Below are 17704 nucleotides of genomic sequence, written 5' to 3'. Positions count from 1 at the left end.
CTCTTGCTAAATGTTTCAGAATTTGTAATTCTACATCCATTGCCCTACTTACCTTCCAGAGTTTTTTCTTTTAATCCTTTTATTCAGAATACTCGGAAAGTGACAGAAGAGGGATATTTGAAAGTGGGCTATTTTGACATAGCTTCTTATGAAGCTAAAAAGCCACTGGAAGTCAGCATTTATTCAACCCCTTATCTGCATCAGTATCGGCATCCTTGCGGGAATCAGCATATCCCCTGTAGTGCTGGCTCAAACAAGTGTTATCTCTGAGAATGGGGATAGATATTTGTTGTCTTACCCATGTGCAACAGAAGATGCGATCGCTATCTTTAACTCCACTTCAGAGGGGAGAATTAGCGAAGTTAGCACAATGCGTTGTATCTGATTCTGACCCTAATTCAGGCAGAGATTTATGTCCAAAAAACTGGTACTCATGGATCACGATGGCGGCGTTGATGATTATCTTGCCACGATGCTGCTGATGACAATGGATGACGTTCAGCCACTTGGCATCGTTGTGACGCCAGCAGATTGCTATGTTCAGCCAGCCGTGAGTGCTACGCGCAAGATTTTAGATTTGATGGGGCGTTCAGAAGTGCCAGTGGCAGAAAGTACAGTGAGGGGGATCAATCCATTTCCACGCCTATTTCGCCGCGATTCGTTTGTTGTCGATCATCTCCCAATTCTTAACGAACGAGAAACAATTCAGACACCGCTAGTGCCAGAATCGGGTCAGAAATTTATGGTGCGATCGCTCCAATCTGCACCCTCACCCGTAACACTGATGGTAACTGGCCCTTTGACAACAGTAGCCACTGCACTGGATATGGCACCGGAGATTGAAGGGAAAATCGAGAAAATTGTTTGGATGGGAGGTGCATTAAATGTTCCGGGTAACGTTAGCCGCGATATCGAACCAGGACAAGATGGTTCGGCTGAATGGAATGTCTACTGGGACCCCATCTCAGCAAATCGAGTTTGGGAAACATCAATCCCCATCGTACTTTGCCCGTTAGACCTGACTAACAATGTGCCGGTGACATCAGAAGTAGTGTGCCAATTAGGTAAACAGCGGCGCTATCCTATTTCCGATTTAGCAGGGCAATGTTATGCGCTGGTGATTCCTCAAGATTATTATTTTTGGGATATTTTAGCTACGGCTTATCTTGCCCATCCGGAGTTTTATGAAGTGTTAGAAGAGGAGACAATAATTATCACGACTGGCCTTAGCCAAGGGCGAACCAAAGTGGAGCCTAGCGGGCGGAAAATTCGGGTGATGCAAAAGGTAGATAAGGAGCGATTCTACGATTACATTTTGCAGCAATGGGCGCGTTAAGGAAAATCATTCCAAGTTTCTGAAAGTAAATAAAAATAGAGGGTTTCCGGAACGGGGCTTTCCTAAAGAGAAGAAAAAATATATATCAGATTCTCGTTCGGAAACCTCTATGTTTACCTCTATTGATTTGAGTCTATCTACCTTACCTAATGGCGTTGCTTCTGGGGATACAACACAAACCTCAACCGTTTTGTGGACACGCAGCACCGCCAAAGGGACAGTTTTCTTTGAATACTCAATTCAGCCGAACTTCTGCACCATTCTTGGCACTGCCAGCGGCTTAGTTACCGATTCCAACCAACCTATAAAGGTAGAGTTAACTAACTTAAAGCCTAGGACAACTTATTATTATCGAGTCACCGACGCTGCTGGAACGTGTGCTGGTGGTCAGTTCCGTACCGCCGCTGAGTTGGGGACTCCTGCTGGTTTGCGGTTCGGGGTGGCGGGGGACTGGCACGGCGATTTAGCACCCTACCCAGCGATCGCTAATGTACCAGAACGTCAACTAGAGTTCTTTGTTGCACATGGCGATACTGCTTATGCTGACCTGAAGACGCCGGATTTAGACAGACCCGCTTCTACCCTTGACGAGTTTCGCATCAAGTTCAACGAAGTTTATTCCGCCCGTCTCGGGTTAAATACATGGGCGGATCTTCGCGCCTCTACTTCCATCCTCGCTACAATTGATGACCACGAAGTTGATGATAATTTTGCAGGGGGCGCACTAGCATCCTCTCATCGGAATGGGCGCTTCGGCACGGGTAGCGAGTTAATTAACAATACCGAACTGTTTAAAAATGCTCTACAAGCATTTCAGGGATACCATCCTCTACGCGATGAATTTTATGGGGAAACGGGCGAAGAACGCACGACAAATAAGCGCAAGCTTTATCGCTACAACACCTATGGCAGCGACGCGGCTGTTTTCATCCTAGATACCCGCTCTTTCCGCGATGCTAATTTGCCGCTTTCTTTTAACCCTACTAAAGAACAAGAAAAAGAGTTTTTAACTCGTTCTTTTGAGCCAAATCGCACGTTCTTAGGTCAACAACAACTTACGGACTTACAACGGGATTTGCTAGATGCCCAAAATAACTGCATTACCTGGAAGTTTATTTTGATTCCCGAACCCATCCAAAATTTGGGCATCCCCGTTGCCAACGACCGCTATGAAGGTTTTGCAGCAGAACGCACCCAACTGCTGCGTTTCATCAAGGAAAATTGCATCAAAAATGTTGTGTTTATCTCTGCTGATTTTCATGGCACAGCGGTGAACAATCTCACCTATCAAGAGTCTCCCGATGGGGTTCAGATCCCGGTTGATGCCTTTGACATTATGACGAGTCCGGTGGCATTCTATGAGCCGTTTGGGCCTACTAGCGTAAGATTTTCCAGCCTCACATCAGAGGAAAAAGCTGCTTATGAGGCTCTGCCAACTATCCACGAGAAGGATGAATTTGTCAAAAATTTAGTGGATGCCCGTCTTATCCCCTTCGGCTACAATCCTCTAGGGCTGGAAGGTTCGGGAATTGATGCTACCCTGCTTAAAGGTAGCTATGTGGCGGCTCATGTCTATGGCTGGACTGAGTTTGAAGTAGATGCCTCCACGCAACAATTGCGCGTAATAACCTATGGAATTGAACCCTATTCCTTAGAGCAACTAACAGCAAATCCCAGCGCTATTATCAGCCGGACGCCCATTATTATTAGTGAGTTTATCGTTAATTCTAAGAATTAGAAAATAAGCGCGATCGCTTTCAGCATCTTTTTTTTGGGACTCACTCACTAGCTAAACTCAAATCTTCTCAAAACGAATCATTACAGCAATATAAAACACTAGAGACGCGATTAATCGCGTCTCTACTCATAAATAGACGATTCGGTAACAAGCGGCTTAACTTAAAAAGTAATTCTTCCCTCATTGAGCAATTTGTAGCCGCCAGCCAAAGCAGCAAATCCGACAAAGAAGTTCCAGAGGCTGGTTTGTCTTAAAATAACGCCACCGCTCATAAAAACTAGCACAATTCCTAAACCCAACAAAAATGCTCCAAAGTTGCCTGTTTCTCTTCTAAAAAACATTAAACAAATCACACCGCCCATAATGGCTAAAACGGAACCCATTGCCGGTAAGTTCCGCCAATAGTAAGGGAAGTAGTGACTAGCAAAAATAATATTTTTACCTAAAAAGTAAACTCCAGCCAGAAGCAGGATGAATCCTATTAATTTGATGAAGAGTCTAGTCATAATTTTGGCTATGGTTTCTAACTAAAATTATTGTATGCAGCCGAGTCAGTACCACAACCCTTAGTTTTACCGAACTCTTATCTCAGGTTGTAACTTCCGGTAGAGGAAATTACTTAAATGTAACACTACATAATAGCTAGCCAGAGTGAAGAAAGCGTGTAGAACCCTCCGCTGGACAAATAAATCAGCAAATTTATGAGAATCGTTGATTTAAGTTAACATTCGTAAATATTTGTTCTCCGATTGTCAGAAATCAGTAAAAATACTGAATACTCAATCTTAATTAAAGAATTTGTATAACTTTTGTAAAAAGTTGGTAAAATACAAAACCATTTTCAAGTTTTGTATTTTTGGCAACAGACCCGGATAACCCTACTGTGTGTTAGCTTGATTTTTCCAGATTGAGAAACCTTGGCTGAATTGCCTTGGATGGCTAAATTTCCCTTTTTTTAACAATTTTGGATTTTGTGATGACTCCCTCATTAGCATCTGCTCCGGCTAAAGTTCAGTCTCCTCACGTTGCAATCCGCAACTCATCAAAATCGAATGTTCATTCTCTGGCAGCACTGTGGGCACGAAAATACTATCGTGCAGTTACAGTGGACTATGATACCGAGCATCTAAGACAAAATGAATTTTTAAAAGAAGTAACGTCCAAGGAAGGTCGAGCTTGCACAGCGAACAAGCTAATGCAAAACCTGACTTTGGCGAGTGCTAGAGCCTGGACTAAGACAGAAACGCTGTTATCGGAAGAGATTCGGCGTCATGGCATCAACCCAGACTTAATCAATCCATTAGAAATTGCTGCCGATACTCGCTACTTATTTCAAAAAGTTTTGAATGGTTATGCTGAGCGAGCTACAGCACAACGGGTGTCAGTGATTGCAGGTAGTGACTTTGGGCAGGTACGCGACAAATACACTAACGTCGATCCCCGTGCCATCGGCTTTGTAAGTATGCAGTTTCATTACACAGGTCAGATGTTACTGGAGTGGCTTTCGCCGCCAGAGAAAGCGCTGTGGATGCCGTACTTAAAAATGATGGACGATCATATGTATATGCCGCTACGAGCTGCCTACTCAGCAGCGGCTAACTATAATTATGATTCTCCAGTTTTAGCCGCAGTTCAGCATCTTCTACCGATTAGTAGCAAAATTGCCGAAACGGTTTGTAATCAGGTTTGCCGCCTACATTCCAACCATCGCACTTACAGCGGATCTCTGAGCGAAGCAGTCGTCAGAACCGCTAGCATTCGCGATGCTGAGATGTTTCAGGTTTATCTGTGTTTATGCGTTTTGGAACATGATATCCGCTCCGTACAGCGAGAACTGTTTCCTTTATGCGTGATGTTATATCCTCGCTTAAATGTGAGCTGGAAATTGGTGCAAGATATGCTTCAGGCAATGGGTTGGGCAATGCACTCCCATCTGAGCGCTGATGATATGGCAATCTTGTTACCTTATTTACGGACGATGACGGAAATGTTTTCTTTGGAAGTGTTTCAGGGCGGCTGAGGTGATGAGTAATTAGTGAGTAGTCATTCGTTAAGAATGACTACTCATGACCTCCTAAGCTTTCCGAAAAGCTTATGTATTACCGATAAGTTTCACAATCCTTTAGCTGCAACCCTACCAGATTTCAAGAGATGTGGGTCATGCATAGATTGAAAAGCGATGAGGGAGAATATCGATACCCTTTCCCCTAAAGGTCGCCACAAATAAACTTTTGGAAGTGCCTACTGGCAGAGATGGAATAACTCTAAGGAGTTCACAATTTGGATTGCGAACTCGAAAATCTAAAACGCAGTTCCTTTATCAATTCACTTCAACTGAGCGAATAGAGGCAGCGTCTTTAAATTGCTTTGTCTCAGACAATCCGCCCGATCCTGATTTTGAAGAATAAACTCCTATCAAGCTTGCATCATTAGCATTTCCAAGACGGAAGGAGATACTCTTAGCTGGTTGATTAGCAAACCGGACGTATTCTCTGCCTTCATTGTCAAGGTTGTAAGACAAGGTGGCGTCTCCGTAGGCTGCCTCTGCTTGTTTGAGAGAGGTTCCGGGACCGACTCCTTTTTCAGTTTTATAGTTAGAATTTTCGGTTACTAAAGCATCGATTTTACCCGAATCACTGAGTGGTTTCCCGGCTGGGTAGAGGATGTAATATTGCACCTTTCCATTTTGGCTGACAGCGATCGCATCAAAATCCACGATGTAAGGCGACTGCACCTTAAATTCAGCTTTTGAACCCAGCTCTTTTTTGAGTTCGCCTAAAGTCATTCCCAGCTTAGCCGGGCCAATCCCTGTGGCTGAAATTTTTTGGCTTTCAGAAATTGTTTCCGAAACTGGGCTAGGGCTTGGAGATTCCGTAGCCGGGGTGGGACTAGGCGACCCTTGTACTGTCTGGGGTGTCACTGTGCTGGTAGGTGAAACGGATGCTTGTGGAGTTGGCGGCGTCGCCGTGCTACAACCCACGAGTGTCATGAGCAAAAGCAAGGAACTAGAGAGAAAAAATCGAGCTTTCACGGGCTAAACCTAACGCAATTATGTATCGAGTCTGTTATTGAGATGAGGTAATGAGTAATTGTCATTTTTCCTTAGCCCTTAGTGCTTATGTTGCTACTAACTAAAAACCAAAGGCTAATAACTAATTTTAGGGTTCATCTACTTCTTTCTCCTCAGTTAGAGCTTCAGCCGGAATTTCTAGCGCTAACTGATAGAGGTGGCGGCGGGAAAAAGAGGTGGCTTTTGCTAACTGGCGACTGGCTTGCGATCGCGAGATTCCTGCTTGCAGGAGATGTTGTAACTCGGCTTTTAGCGCCTCTTCCGACAGCATTGGCATCGTTAACTCGGCACCGGCAACGACGAGGGTAAATTCTCCTTGGGGTTCGCGGGTGGCATAGCGATCGCTTCCTTCCCTAATGGTGCCCCGCCAAAATTCCTCGTGCAACTTGGTTAACTCCCGCGCCAGTACAATTTGGCGGCTGAGTCCCAATACAGCCCCTAAGTCTTGCAGCGTTTGTCGCAACCGATGAGGAGCTTCGTAAAATACAATCGTGCGGTTTTCGCTTTGTAAAGCTTCCAAACGTTCTTGCCGTTCTTGACCTTTTGCGGGTAAAAAGCCTTCAAACACAAATTTGTCTGGGGGGAGTCCGGCGGCACTTAAGGCAGTCGTGACAGCCGTACAACCGGGGATGGGAACGACGGAAATGGCTGCTTCGATACAAGCTTTTACCAGTTCGTAGCCCGGATCGGAGATTCCCGGCATCCCGGCATCAGTGACAAGCGCGATCGCTTTCCCGATTTTGAGTTGTTCCAACAACTCTGGAATCCGCTGCTGCTGGTTGTGTTCGTGGTAACTCCACTGGGGAGTTTTAATTTGAAAGTGCTGCAACAGCTTCCCCGTGTGGCGCGTATCCTCGGCTGCGATCGCGTCCACCGTTTGCAAAATTCGCACTGCCCGAAAGGTCATATCTTCCAGGTTGCCTATCGGTGTCCCGACGATGTAAAGTGTCCCCAATTTTGGCTCAGTTTGCATCAAATCAATTAAAAATTAACAAGTAAAATTAAAAAAGAACAATTTCCTTTTTAATTTTACATTTTTAATTGAATTCTAGTGGTTGGGGTTTGGCAATGACATAACCTTGGGCATAATCTATTCCTAAAAATTTTACCTTCTCTAAAATCGAGTCATTCGTGACAAACTCAGCAATTGTTTTCAGACCCATGACGTGCCCAACGCGGTTAATCGCTTCCACCAGTGCTAAATGAATTGGGTCATTGGCAATATCTTTGACAAAACTTCCATCAATTTTTAAGTAATCTAGTGGCAGATATTTGAGATAAGCAAACGAGGACATCCCGCTGCCAAAATCATCTAAAGCAAAACGACACCCTAAAGCTTTAACTTCCTTAATTAACCCTGAGACTTTACTCAAATTTGCAATCGCGACAGTTTCAGTAATCTCAAAGCAGATCATCTGTGGGGGGATTTTATAGACGGAAAACTGCTCTTTAAGGAATTCTATAAACTGGTCGTCATTAACGGTAGCACCAGAGAGATTGATAGTATACAGGGGAAAAGATGAAGGAGGAAGGATGTAGGGTGTTAGCGGAGGTGAAGTGGCAACATTGCTAGCACCAGGAACGAAGGAGTTGCGAATCCTTCCCCTAGGGTAAGATGCAAAATTCTGAAATTGGGGTTCTAAATTCTGAATTTCTGATTGGTGAAGCATCGCCAAGAAGGTACGGATCACCCAGCGGTCTATTGCAGGCATTAGGTTGTATCGCTCAGCGGCGGGGAGAAATGCCATTGGCGGGATCAACTCGCCTCTGTCATCCACGAAACGCAGCAGAACTTCGTAATGTTCGCCGGTGGTTAATTCGGCATTCAAAGGGGCAATCGGTTGGTAGTACAAGCAGAATTGATTCTTGGCTGGTAACGTATTTTCAGGAGTAGCCAAAAGCTTCACAGACCCGCTTTGCGCGATCGCTTGATTCAATCGGCTCAACCATTGCACTTCATTGTGCTGCTGCGCCAGTTTTTGATCGTCAGCTTGGTAGACATACACGCGATTTCGTCCCCGATTTTTAGCTTCATAGCAAGCTGCATCGGCAGCACTAACAACGCCCGACAAACTGGAAGAATTGGCGTCAAATGTCACGACACCAATACTGACACCGACCGTAAAAGTTTTATCCTGCCACGCAAATCGAAACTCCTGAATGGTCTCCAAGAGCGACTGAGCAACTCGTAATGCTTCATCTGTCGGACATTGGTACAGCAGCACGGCGAATTCATCACCGCCCAATCGTGCCAGAACATCAGTTCTCCGCACCCGGCTTTGTAACAAACTACTGATTTGACGCAATAATTCATCGCCAGCAACATGACCGCAAGTATCGTTAACAATCTTGAACCGATCGAGATCCAGATAGCAAAGCGTGTGTTCTTGGTTTTGCATTCTGGTATTTGACACCGCTTCCTGCAAACGTTGCTCAAATTCGTGACGGTTGGCGATTCCCGTCAGTGGATCGTGGTTTGCTTGCCAGGAGAGCTTTTCGTTGACTTTGGTGAGTTCGGCAGTTCGTTCTCCCACCACTTTTTCTAGATGTTCTTGGTACTGTTTGAGTGCTGCCTCTGCTTTCTTGCGGGCGGTGATATCTTCCACCAGGCGAATGCCAAATTGCGGTTTGCCCTCAGCGTCCCGCACTTGGGAAACAGTAATGTTGCACCACAACAGCTGCCCATTTTTTCCCAGGTAACGCTGCTCCATTTGATAGCAATCGCGACCCCAAATCAGATGTCCATCCTTTCCCAGATAACGCTTCGCCATCTGAGAATAGTCATATTTTCCGGCGAGTAAGTTAATGTAACGATCCCAACCCACTTCGTTCGGAGTGGTATCTTCTTGAATATATCCTGCTGGCAAATTATCCTCTTTGCAACCCAGCATCCGTTGGAGTGCCGGATTCGTTGTCACGACATGACCTTCCATGTCTACGATCGCGATTCCCATGCCTGCTCCCTCAAAAATTGAGCGAAAGCGAGCTTCGCTATGCCGCAATGCTGCTTCTGCTTGCTGGCGTTCGATGACTTCCTGACTGAGTTTTTGGTTCGTTGCTTCTAGTTGTGCCTGACTGGGAATTGCCAGTGCTTTGGGAATCAAACGAATCAGTTCGACAGCTGTGTAACTGGAAATGATAGCAGTAATCACTTTGACGGCACCCGAAAGCCAATAAGCTGGATGCCAGAGCGTCCAGATTTCCATCAGGTGGGTCGTGCCACAGGAAACAATGAAAGCTCCAAACAGGAAAAATATCCTTCGGAAGGGCAAATCCTGTCGTTGGTGGATGAAATAGAGCAAGGCGAGGGAAATCGAGTAATAGGCGATCGCAATCAACGCATCTGCCACAATATGCAGCGAGACTAACCCTGGTTGCCAGAGATAGCCGCGCCCGTGGGGAATAAACCAATTTGGAGAGATTAAATTTTTTAAAAATTGCAGCATTAGTCGTGAATCCTTAAGGATTAGCGGTAGGTTTGATTAATCTGCAAGGATGTTCAACAAAGGTTCCCGCTACTTTTAGGATGCCCAAAAAATTTGCTGCATTTCACAATTAATTGGCTTTCTAGATAAACTTTTGAGTTAATTTTTATGTGTTAATCGTTGTCGGTAATAATTTTAGCAACTAGCATTTAACCCACTTGTCCGTAGAGAATTGGGTCAGTCGGAACAGGAAAAATAATCAATGGCTTTTCAGGGACTTTTTGTAGGATTAGTTACCTTAGACCTGGTGTATTTAACGACGGGTCTACCCGAACAAAATCAGAAAATTGTTGCATCTGACTATACGGTGGCGGCAGGAGGCCCTGCGACCAATGCAGCCGTGACTTTTAGTTATTTGGGCAATCGAGCAAGCCTTTTGGGTATAGTTGGTATTCATCCAATTAATTGCCTGATCCGGACTGATTTGGACAGTCACTCAGTGACGCTGATAGACCTGTCACCTAGCCAATCTGAACCTCCGCCGGTATCTTCTATTATCACGACTCAGGCAACAGGCGATCGCGCGGCGATCTCGATCAATGCGACGAAAACACAAGTTAGCGGTGAATGTCTGCCCCTCAATATTTTACAGGAAATTGATATTGTACTCATTGATGGGCACCAAATGGCAGTTGGGGAGAAAATTGCCCGATTAGCTAAAGAAAATCAGATCCCTGTTGTCATAGATGGCGGCAGTTGGAAGCCTGGATTTGAAAGAATATTGCCCTTTGTAGATTACGCCATTTGTTCGGAAAATTTTCATCCCCCAAGTTGCGATCGCGCACAGCAGGAAGTTCTTTCTTATCTATCCGCACTAGGGATTCCTCACATCGCTATCACTGGCGGAGAGAAACCTATCCAATATCTTTCGCAGGGTACAAGCGGATCGATAGAAGTTCCCCAAATAAATCCCGTTGATACGATGGGTGCTGGGGACATTTTTCACGGTGCCTTTTGCAACTATATCCTACGGAAAAGTTTTGCCGATGCGATCGCATCGGCGGCAAAAATTGCCTCTCATTCCTGTCAATTTTTTGGCACTCGTCGATGGATGCAGAAAACAGCACCAAAGTAATCAGAATTAACCAATCTTAAACTTGGGAGAGGGAACCGGCAGCATATAATAAATCAACTGGCTTAAGACAGAAATTCTCAGAAATGGAAAGCACTTATCAAAAAAGCGGTTTGACCCGCAGACAACATCTTTGGATTGCTGGTAGCCTTTGGACGCTAGTCGGATTAGGGCTTTTTAGCATGGGGTTGGTATTCTGGTTTAAATTCCCTTATTTGGGATTGTTAGACGGACAACATTTGGGGTGGGGTGCAGCAGCTTTTAGTCTTGGTCTAATTAAAGGGAAACTGATTCTCGATCGCACTGCAAATCGCGTCATTAATAGGGTAGAAACACTACAGGAACCAAACCCGTTCAAGAGCATTTTCCAAATGTTTGGAGTCAAAACCATTGCTTTAATTGTGGCAATGATGACCATTGGTATCGGATTACGTCGTGCGGGTGTTAGTTTTGAAGTGAGGGGTTTAATTTACATAGCGGTTGGCGCTGCGCTGCTGTGGAGTTGTCGCCGCTACTGGATAGCCTCCACCCAAGTGCCGACAGCCGAGGAAGCTTAAAGTGACAGTATTAAAATCGTTGGGCGAAAACCGATATGAGGGGCTAGAAGAAATTGTCGCGATCGCTCGAAGTGTAGGTTGGGGTGCCGCCGATATCCTCCAGTCTTACTATCGCGGCGATCGTAGCACCGATGATTTGGAAGTTGAAAACAAAAAAGATGGCCCTGTCACGGCAGCAGATGTCGCCGTCAACGAATACATCCTCTATAACTTGCAGGCGTCTCTAAACAGCCCAGATTTTGGATATTTAAGCGAAGAAACCTATAAATCTCAGGCACCAGCAGTAGAGCAACCTTGGGTTTGGATCGTTGATCCTCTAGATGGAACGCGAGATTTTATCGATCGGACTGGTGAATTTGCGATTCACATTGCCCTAACGCACCAAGGGCGTCCCATTTTAGCAGTGGTTGCGTTGCCAGAGGCAGGAAAATTGTATTACGCAACCAAAGGCGGCGGCACCTATATGGAAACTCGTGAAGGCCAACCCAAGCCAGTTCGCGTATCGGAACGCAACGCCCTTGAAGAACTCACCTTAGTCGTTAGTCGCACCCATCGAGATGAGCGCTTCAATCAGCTAGTGCAACACCTGCCGTTTAAAAATAAACACTATGTCGGCAGTGTCGGCTGCAAAATTGCCACCATCATCGACCACCAAGCAGACGTTTATATCTCTCTGTCTGGTAAATCTGCTCCCAAAGATTGGGATATGGCGGCTCCAGAGCTAATTTTGACGGAAGCAGGCGGACAATTCACCCACGCTGATGGCACTCCCCCCAAATACAACCAGGGGGATGTGAATCAATGGGGTTGTCTGATTGGGAGTAATGGTCACTGTCACGACACGCTTTGCGCCCAAGCCTCAGAAATTCTGGCTCAATTGGACGCGCCCGCTTAGGTTGCACCGTGCGGTCGTGTTTTAGACGCGATCGCGTTTCCCACCAGTAAAACCATGAATATTTCTTAGCACCATCATCAATTAAAAATTAGAAATTAAAAATGCCAAGTTTTTAATTTTGCATTTTTAATTGATGATTGAGTAGTTTTGGCAAGAATCAATCAGATTACCTAGGAGTTAGGTGTCTCCGGGGGCCAATACCTGGATTGATAACGGCTGCCAACTCCTCCTCAGATAAATTCTCGATTTCATTATTCAGTTCTTGAACCGTGAAGTCATAGCCACGTTCACGGGCAATCTGGATGAAGGTTTCTGGGTTAGTGGTTGCTTTGAGTTTTGCTTGTAATGCTTGATCTTCTTTAACTGCTTTGAACAAACTGGCAGCGCTTTCCTGTGCCATGACAATACATCTCCATTAAATATGTGTGATTTAAATGCGTGATTCCGATGCACTAAAGATATTTAGATAGTGCATCGAGTCGGCATCACAGCTGAGGCGAAATAAGTCTCTACCCCTGCATATCATGTCGGCTGAACCTAGTTACCTTTTAGGATAAAGATTTCTGTGATACAAGTCACAAAATATTGACAAAAATTAAAGCTGTCGGTATCTGCAAATACCGGCAGCTAAATACACTTGTGCTAATACATACCAGTGCTAATACATACCAGCACGAAGATTTTAAATTTCGGCGGAGGCGCGTTCAATCAAGCGACGAGCCAAGGTTTGAGTGCCTGTGTGTTCGTAATAGTTCGTTGTCACATCTAGAAAGGCACCCAGATAGTCCAACTTGTCACCGGAAACTTCCACAAAATTTTGCAGGTTACTGACAACTTTTTGTGGGGTTAAATTGTGTGAGGTGACAAAACCACTCATCCAGCCTTTAACTGAATCGAAACTTTGACCGATAAAGTTGAGCTTACCTTCCGGACTGCCGCCAGGAATCAAATCGTTGACACGCTGGTATGTCTGATTTCCTTCTAGCTCTGCGGGACTCGCTTGATTCAATCCGGAGGTAGCTTTGAGGAGGAAGTCAGAGCCAAGGGGAACTAAACCATCAAAGCTAATTAAAGCCACCATCCGCATCAAAGATTCGCCACTATAATCAGCTAAAGAGGCGACAAAATCTCCAATGCTGTCTCCTGGGATGCCGTTGATTTGGCAAAAGGCAACCAACTCAACCACCAATTTTATACACAAATCAATCGTTTGAGCTTTGTCCGCTTTAGGAGTGATGTTGTTTAAAAAACCGAAAAGCGGAATTTTTTCGCCTACTTTGTTCGCCAAGGCGGCTGTACCGAGAGCTTTATCTGCACTATCAACAGTTTGATAGAGCCACATGGCTCGCTGATATCCCTGCGATTTGTCGTTGTACAGATAGACGGCGCGTTCGCCAATTTGCTGAATTAACGCTTCATCAGTTTCGCCAGTGACAGCACGAATTGTGTTGTCAAAGCCAACAATATTTTGCCATTGCCCCGGAACGACAAAATCAAGCGATCGCAAAGCCATCGTGGTGATGTTATTGGTTGGTAGCTCATCAACCAGTTCAAAAATCGATTTGCTCACAGTCGTAGTCTCCTTGTTTTTTCAGTTGTCATTCATCAGTAGTCAGCAGTAATCAGTCATGAGTCATTAATTGCAAACGAATGACTCATGACTGATTCCTCAGGACTACTTACTTTAGTCGAGACAGACCATTGAGATTGAATTTTTGCAGCCAAGCTTCGCGATCGCTCTGAGTAAAGGAAGCATCGCGGGATTGAATTTTGACTTGGTAGCGATCGCCTACTAAAACAGCAGTGCCATTACTCCCCTGGTTAACCGCTGGATAGCCAGCGATGGTTTTACTGCTGCTCTTAAATTTTGCTGCGGCTGTGGGGGTGCTAGTAGTATCAGAAATAGACAGCATGGCAACATCCTTGCCGTCTTTTTTCAACTTATACTCAGCAAAGCCTTTTTTCTCTTGAGCTGGTACAGTTTGGAAGCCACTGCTACTTTTTGGAAAGAATTTATTAAAGCTGCTTCCCTGTTCAGCCTGTTTAGCAACTGCTGGAGGAGCATTCCTTTGAGTGCTTTCCTTTTGTGCTTGGTCGTAACGAGAGGGAGTTTGGGTTGCACAAGAAGTTACTAGCAGCAACATCGAGAGCAACATCGCTGCGAAAATTCTCCGCCCATTTTGAAAAATCATTACCGCCTCCTGATAGCTTGAGGTTTCATTTTTATCACCATCTTCACATTTTTGGCATCTAGCTATGGAGAAACTTAAGCGATTCTCAAGAGGTTCACTCACTTAAGCTGTGACAAGTCTCAACCCCAATTCTTCTTTTCCCTACATTCTACTTGCGCCAGACTTTACATCAGAATTCCCCAAACCCCTTTTTCAGGGAGAGAGAGAAGTGAAGTGTAGCGCCAATCAAGCGGAGGGATTGGGTGCCTCGGAATCCCTGTGGAGAAAGGGGGAGGAGGTTCTGCCGCTTAAGAGCGGTGAGCAATGACAGCGTAGAAAGGATCTCCCCCACTGGCACCCATCCACTGTAGGAGCTTCGGCGCGGAGGATTGGTGAGTAATGACTTCTGGGGAGCTAAATCCGGGGACTGAGGTGAAGTAGCTTTTCACTAGCTCAACCCGACTAGCTTCGGAACTATCTCGCCATGCAGCGATCGCTTTTTGATAGAACATCCGGTTGGAAAAGCTGATAATTGCGATTCCACCCGGCTTGAGGATGCGGTAAATTTCCGCAAATACAGCATCCGGATATTGCAGATACTGCACCGAGACGCAGTTGAGAACGGCGTCGAAATCTTCATTCGGTAGGGGTAGCTTCGGATTTTTGTTGATATCTTGAACAAAATAACGATCGAAGCGGGGATTTTTCGCCAGTTCCTCTTCGTTCAGTCCGTGTCCTTCGATGTGAGCAAATTTCATCTCCTCTGGTAGATGGGAAACCCAGCTACTCATCATGTCCAAGATGCGGGTATTCGGCTTCAAGCGATCGCGGTATAGATCCGTCAGTTGTTGAATAAACCCTTCGTCTACGTGGGTCACAAAGCGCGGATAGGAGTAAAACTCCTTATCATCGGTATCATCTAACTTAGTGCGTTGATTCGGTCGCAGCATCATCACCTAAAACTGAAGCTATCTTTACATCACCAGTTTAGAAAAATTACGAACTGTAAAGATATGCCCACAGGCTAAAGCTACACCCTTGACAGTGACGGCTGTTAACCTTAGCTTGGCGTACCTCTGCGCCCGCCTTTGCGTTCTTTGCGTTAAAAAAACCTCTTTCAAATCCTGGCGGGGTTTCCCTTGCCAGCAACCGAGAAACAAAGCTAAATTAATATTACGTATGCTAAATAATTAACCAATGTCTTCTACATCTGCTGAGAGCAAGCCTTTTGAGCAATGGCACGAAGTAATGGCACCCTATAGTTTGGGCTACCGGATCAAACTGCTCTCCCAGGTGTTTAGCCGCAAGTTTCAGGAACGGCTGGAGCCTTTGGGACTGACTCCCTTTCACTGGGTTGTATTGTGCTGTTTGTGGGAAGAAGACGGCTTAGCCACTTGCAGTATTGGGGAAAAACTACAGCAAGTCGGAGGCACGATCACCGGGGTGCTAGATCGGATGGAAGAACGGGGGCTGATTCGTCGGGAACGTGACCTTCGCGATCGCCGGATTTGGCGCATTTGGTTGACGGAAGCAGGCAAACAACTACAAGAAGTCCTGCCGCCAATCGCGCTAGAAATTCGGGAACAGGCGATGAAAGGGATTCCGATGGCTGAACGCGAACATTTTTCTCAATTGGTAGATCAAGCGATCGCGAATCTCTCTTAAGGCTTGTAGAAGATAGGGGCAATCTTCATCCGACTGGGTGAAGCACGGCATTAGGGATTCATCTAAAAATATTACGTATACGAAGTAAATGCTGTTTACCAAAAATTTCACAAATATTACATATACGGAATGACCGCTTATTAAATACTTTGCCGAGCAGGTAAAAAGTGATAACAACAAACTGAACCAAGGACAGATGCCTCTCTAGAGGAGCGTGTTGGTCTAGTAGCAACAGCCCAACAGACAGTAGATAGGCAATCAGAACTACCTACAAGCAACCCCTGAATCCCAAGATTTATGAAAAAAAACGCCATCAAGTTCATGCCAGTTTTACCGGCATTGAGATCGAGAAACTATCAGTTATTTTTCGCCGGTCAGGGGCTTTCGCTCGTTGGAACTTGGATGACGCAAATCGCCACGATTTGGCTAGTTTATAGTCTCACGAATTCAGCCTTATTACTGGGTATAGTTGGATTTGCAGGACAATTTCCCAGTTTTATACTGACTCCATTTGGTGGGGTTGTAGTCGATCGAGTCTCTCGTCATCGGCTCTTAGTCCTTACTCAAAGCCTCGCCATGCTCCAGTCGTTGGCGCTAGCTTTTGTAGCGCTAACCGGAATCGTCCAAGTCTGGCATCTAATTGTTTTGAGTATATTTCAAGGAATCATTAACGCCTTTGATGCCCCCACTCGTCAAGCTTTCGTACCAGAAATTATCGAACGAAAAGATGATTTAGCGAATGCGATCGCGCTGAATTCTTCCATGTTTAATGGGGCGCGATTGATTGGTCCTGCCATTGGAGGGTTGCTTGTTGCCTCAGTTGGAGCAGGTTACTGTTTTTTAATTGATGGTCTCAGCTATATTGCCGTCATTACTGCTTTATTAGCAATGAAGGTAAAGCCCAGTAAAATAGCAGTCTCTCACGCTCATCCTTGGCAAAGATTGAAAGAAGGATTTGTGTATACCTTTGGCTTTCCACCAATTCGTTCTATCATCTTGCTGCTAGCGTTAGTTAGTTTTATGGGAATGCAATATACCGTTCTCACACCAATATTTGCCACGCAAATTCTTCATGGCAACGCTGAAACCCTGGGCTTTCTGATGGCGGCGGCGGGAGTAGGAGCGTTAATTGGTGCAGTTCATTTAAGTACGCGGAAAAATGTTTTAGGCTTAGGCAGATTGATTGCTTATTCTCCGGCTTTCATGGGGATGGGATTGATTGGTTTTTCTTTGTCTCGCGTGCTGGGCCTTTCTTTACTAATGATGTTACTAGTTGGCTTGAGTTTTACTTTGCAATTTACATCTAGTAATACAGTTCTCCAAACCATTGTCGAGGATGATAAGCGTGGTAGGGTAATGAGCATCTACACGATGGCTTTTTTTGGCGTCGTTCCCTTAGGAAATTTATTTGCGGGTTCTTTAGCAAGTCAAATCGGTGCGCCCAATACGTTAATGCTGGGGGAATCTTTTGTATTCTCGGTTCTTTCGTATTTACAAAACAGCTTCCTGGCATAAGACGCTTGGTTCGCCCTATTTATACGAAAATTGGCATTCTTCCCTAGCAATCATAAAAAGAGTGTGATTGAACCGCAAAGGCGCGAAGTAAGAAGGGAAGAAAGAAAGAAAAAAGAAAAGTTTATGAATGAATTCAAATGGCTATATTGGTTGGCAATCCTTCAATTTAACCTGGAGGAAACCAGTGGCGGAACCTGATG

16 protein-coding genes and 1 pseudogene are annotated in these 17704 nt (G+C 45.2%); 9 read left to right on the top strand and 8 right to left on the bottom strand.

What is annotated here, in order from left to right; translation table 11 throughout:
- The 3 genes from H6F52_RS25530 to H6F52_RS24580 all read left to right on the top strand — a co-directional run.
- Positions 1-270, top strand: a 270-nt coding sequence (locus H6F52_RS25530) for a hypothetical protein (RefSeq protein ID WP_206754047.1), incomplete at its 5' end; no start/stop codon positions are given.
- 142 nt (positions 271-412) lie between these two features.
- Positions 413-1336, top strand: coding sequence for a nucleoside hydrolase (locus H6F52_RS24585; protein WP_190537026.1), 924 nt, complete (start codon positions 413-415; stop codon positions 1334-1336).
- A 109-nt stretch (positions 1337-1445) separates the two neighbouring features.
- Complete coding sequence (locus H6F52_RS24580) at positions 1446-3074, top strand: alkaline phosphatase D family protein (protein WP_190537025.1); 1629 nt, start codon at positions 1446-1448, stop codon at positions 3072-3074.
- 161 nt (positions 3075-3235) lie between these two features.
- Here the strand turns inward: H6F52_RS24580 and H6F52_RS24575 are convergent, their stop codons facing one another.
- Positions 3236-3580 carry a hypothetical protein gene (locus H6F52_RS24575; protein ID WP_190430370.1) on the bottom strand — a complete coding sequence of 115 codons (345 nt, stop codon included), beginning with the start codon at positions 3578-3580 and terminating at the stop codon, positions 3236-3238.
- 470 nt (positions 3581-4050) lie between these two features.
- Between H6F52_RS24575 and H6F52_RS24570 the strand changes: the two genes are divergently transcribed.
- Positions 4051-5094 carry a hypothetical protein gene (locus H6F52_RS24570; RefSeq protein ID WP_190537024.1) on the top strand — a complete coding sequence of 348 codons (1044 nt, stop codon included), beginning with the start codon at positions 4051-4053 and terminating at the stop codon, positions 5092-5094.
- A 300-nt stretch (positions 5095-5394) separates the two neighbouring features.
- On the opposite strand, the gene H6F52_RS24565 is transcribed toward H6F52_RS24570, so the two are convergent.
- From H6F52_RS24565 to H6F52_RS24555, 3 genes are all read right to left on the bottom strand, one after another.
- Entirely contained in the window at positions 5395-6105 is a 711-nt protein-coding gene (locus tag H6F52_RS24565) for a hypothetical protein (protein WP_242034053.1), read from the bottom strand.
- A 127-nt stretch (positions 6106-6232) separates the two neighbouring features.
- A complete protein-coding gene (rsmI, locus tag H6F52_RS24560; protein WP_190415271.1) occupies positions 6233-7117 on the bottom strand; it encodes a 16S rRNA (cytidine(1402)-2'-O)-methyltransferase in 885 nt (294 codons plus the stop codon).
- 64 nt (positions 7118-7181) lie between these two features.
- Complete coding sequence (locus H6F52_RS24555) at positions 7182-9590, bottom strand: EAL domain-containing protein (RefSeq protein ID WP_242034052.1); 2409 nt, start codon at positions 9588-9590, stop codon at positions 7182-7184.
- A 241-nt stretch (positions 9591-9831) separates the two neighbouring features.
- Between H6F52_RS24555 and H6F52_RS24550 the strand changes: the two genes are divergently transcribed.
- From H6F52_RS24550 to H6F52_RS24540, 3 genes are all read left to right on the top strand, one after another.
- Entirely contained in the window at positions 9832-10704 is an 873-nt protein-coding gene (locus H6F52_RS24550; RefSeq protein WP_190537023.1) for a sugar kinase, read from the top strand.
- An 83-nt stretch (positions 10705-10787) separates the two neighbouring features.
- Positions 10788-11258, top strand: coding sequence for a hypothetical protein (locus H6F52_RS24545; protein WP_190441159.1), 471 nt, complete (start codon positions 10788-10790; stop codon positions 11256-11258).
- A gap of 1 nt (position 11259) precedes the next feature.
- Positions 11260-12153 (top strand): 3'(2'),5'-bisphosphate nucleotidase CysQ, encoded by an 894-nt coding sequence (locus H6F52_RS24540; protein ID WP_190537022.1) that lies wholly within the window; start codon positions 11260-11262, stop codon positions 12151-12153.
- Between the two features lie 166 nt (positions 12154-12319).
- Here the strand turns inward: H6F52_RS24540 and H6F52_RS24535 are convergent, their stop codons facing one another.
- The 4 genes from H6F52_RS24535 to H6F52_RS24520 form a co-directional block, all read right to left on the bottom strand.
- Positions 12320-12553: a Nif11-like leader peptide family natural product precursor gene (locus tag H6F52_RS24535; protein WP_190537021.1), complete on the bottom strand. Its 234-nt coding sequence runs from the start codon at positions 12551-12553 to the stop codon at positions 12320-12322.
- A 282-nt stretch (positions 12554-12835) separates the two neighbouring features.
- Positions 12836-13723, bottom strand: coding sequence for a hypothetical protein (locus H6F52_RS24530; RefSeq protein WP_190430365.1), 888 nt, complete (start codon positions 13721-13723; stop codon positions 12836-12838).
- Positions 13724-13832: 109 nt separating this feature from the next.
- Positions 13833-14345, bottom strand: a complete 513-nt coding sequence (locus H6F52_RS24525; protein ID WP_190537020.1) for a hypothetical protein — start codon at positions 14343-14345, stop codon at positions 13833-13835.
- Between the two features lie 287 nt (positions 14346-14632).
- A complete protein-coding gene (locus tag H6F52_RS24520) occupies positions 14633-15277 on the bottom strand; it encodes a class I SAM-dependent methyltransferase (protein WP_190537019.1) in 645 nt (214 codons plus the stop codon).
- A 244-nt stretch (positions 15278-15521) separates the two neighbouring features.
- Here H6F52_RS24520 and H6F52_RS24515 point away from each other — a divergent pair, with 244 nt between their 5' ends.
- Both H6F52_RS24515 and H6F52_RS24510 read left to right on the top strand, forming a co-directional pair.
- Positions 15522-15989: a MarR family transcriptional regulator gene (locus tag H6F52_RS24515; protein ID WP_190415287.1), complete on the top strand. Its 468-nt coding sequence runs from the start codon at positions 15522-15524 to the stop codon at positions 15987-15989.
- A gap of 297 nt (positions 15990-16286) precedes the next feature.
- Positions 16287-17551 (top strand): annotated as a pseudogene (locus H6F52_RS24510) (MFS transporter).
- The last annotated feature ends 153 nt before the right edge of the window (positions 17552-17704 follow it).

Source organism: Coleofasciculus sp. FACHB-542 (assembly GCF_014695825.1).
Taxonomy (GTDB): domain Bacteria; phylum Cyanobacteriota; class Cyanobacteriia; order Cyanobacteriales; family FACHB-T130; genus FACHB-T130.
The sequence above is the reverse complement of the archived record's forward strand: the minus strand, read 5'-3'. Positions and strand labels throughout refer to the sequence as shown.

What these genes read in the sequence shown, in the direction of transcription:
- rsmI (WP_190415271.1), bottom strand. Translation starts at nt 7,117, where the DNA reads ATGCAAACTGAGCCAAAATTGGGGACACTTTACATCGTCGGGACACCG.
- H6F52_RS24525 (WP_190537020.1), bottom strand. Translation starts at nt 14,345, where the DNA reads ATGATTTTTCAAAATGGGCGGAGAATTTTCGCAGCGATGTTGCTCTCG.
- H6F52_RS24545 (WP_190441159.1), top strand. Translation starts at nt 10,788, where the DNA reads ATGGAAAGCACTTATCAAAAAAGCGGTTTGACCCGCAGACAACATCTT.
- H6F52_RS24520 (WP_190537019.1), bottom strand. Translation starts at nt 15,277, where the DNA reads ATGATGCTGCGACCGAATCAACGCACTAAGTTAGATGATACCGATGAT.
- H6F52_RS24535 (WP_190537021.1), bottom strand. Translation starts at nt 12,553, where the DNA reads ATGGCACAGGAAAGCGCTGCCAGTTTGTTCAAAGCAGTTAAAGAAGAT.
- H6F52_RS24575 (WP_190430370.1), bottom strand. Translation starts at nt 3,580, where the DNA reads ATGACTAGACTCTTCATCAAATTAATAGGATTCATCCTGCTTCTGGCT.
- H6F52_RS24550 (WP_190537023.1), top strand. Translation starts at nt 9,832, where the DNA reads ATGGCTTTTCAGGGACTTTTTGTAGGATTAGTTACCTTAGACCTGGTG.
- H6F52_RS24515 (WP_190415287.1), top strand. Translation starts at nt 15,522, where the DNA reads ATGTCTTCTACATCTGCTGAGAGCAAGCCTTTTGAGCAATGGCACGAA.
- H6F52_RS24580 (WP_190537025.1), top strand. Translation starts at nt 1,446, where the DNA reads ATGTTTACCTCTATTGATTTGAGTCTATCTACCTTACCTAATGGCGTT.
- H6F52_RS24555 (WP_242034052.1), bottom strand. Translation starts at nt 9,590, where the DNA reads ATGCTGCAATTTTTAAAAAATTTAATCTCTCCAAATTGGTTTATTCCC.
- H6F52_RS24570 (WP_190537024.1), top strand. Translation starts at nt 4,051, where the DNA reads ATGACTCCCTCATTAGCATCTGCTCCGGCTAAAGTTCAGTCTCCTCAC.
- H6F52_RS24585 (WP_190537026.1), top strand. Translation starts at nt 413, where the DNA reads ATGTCCAAAAAACTGGTACTCATGGATCACGATGGCGGCGTTGATGAT.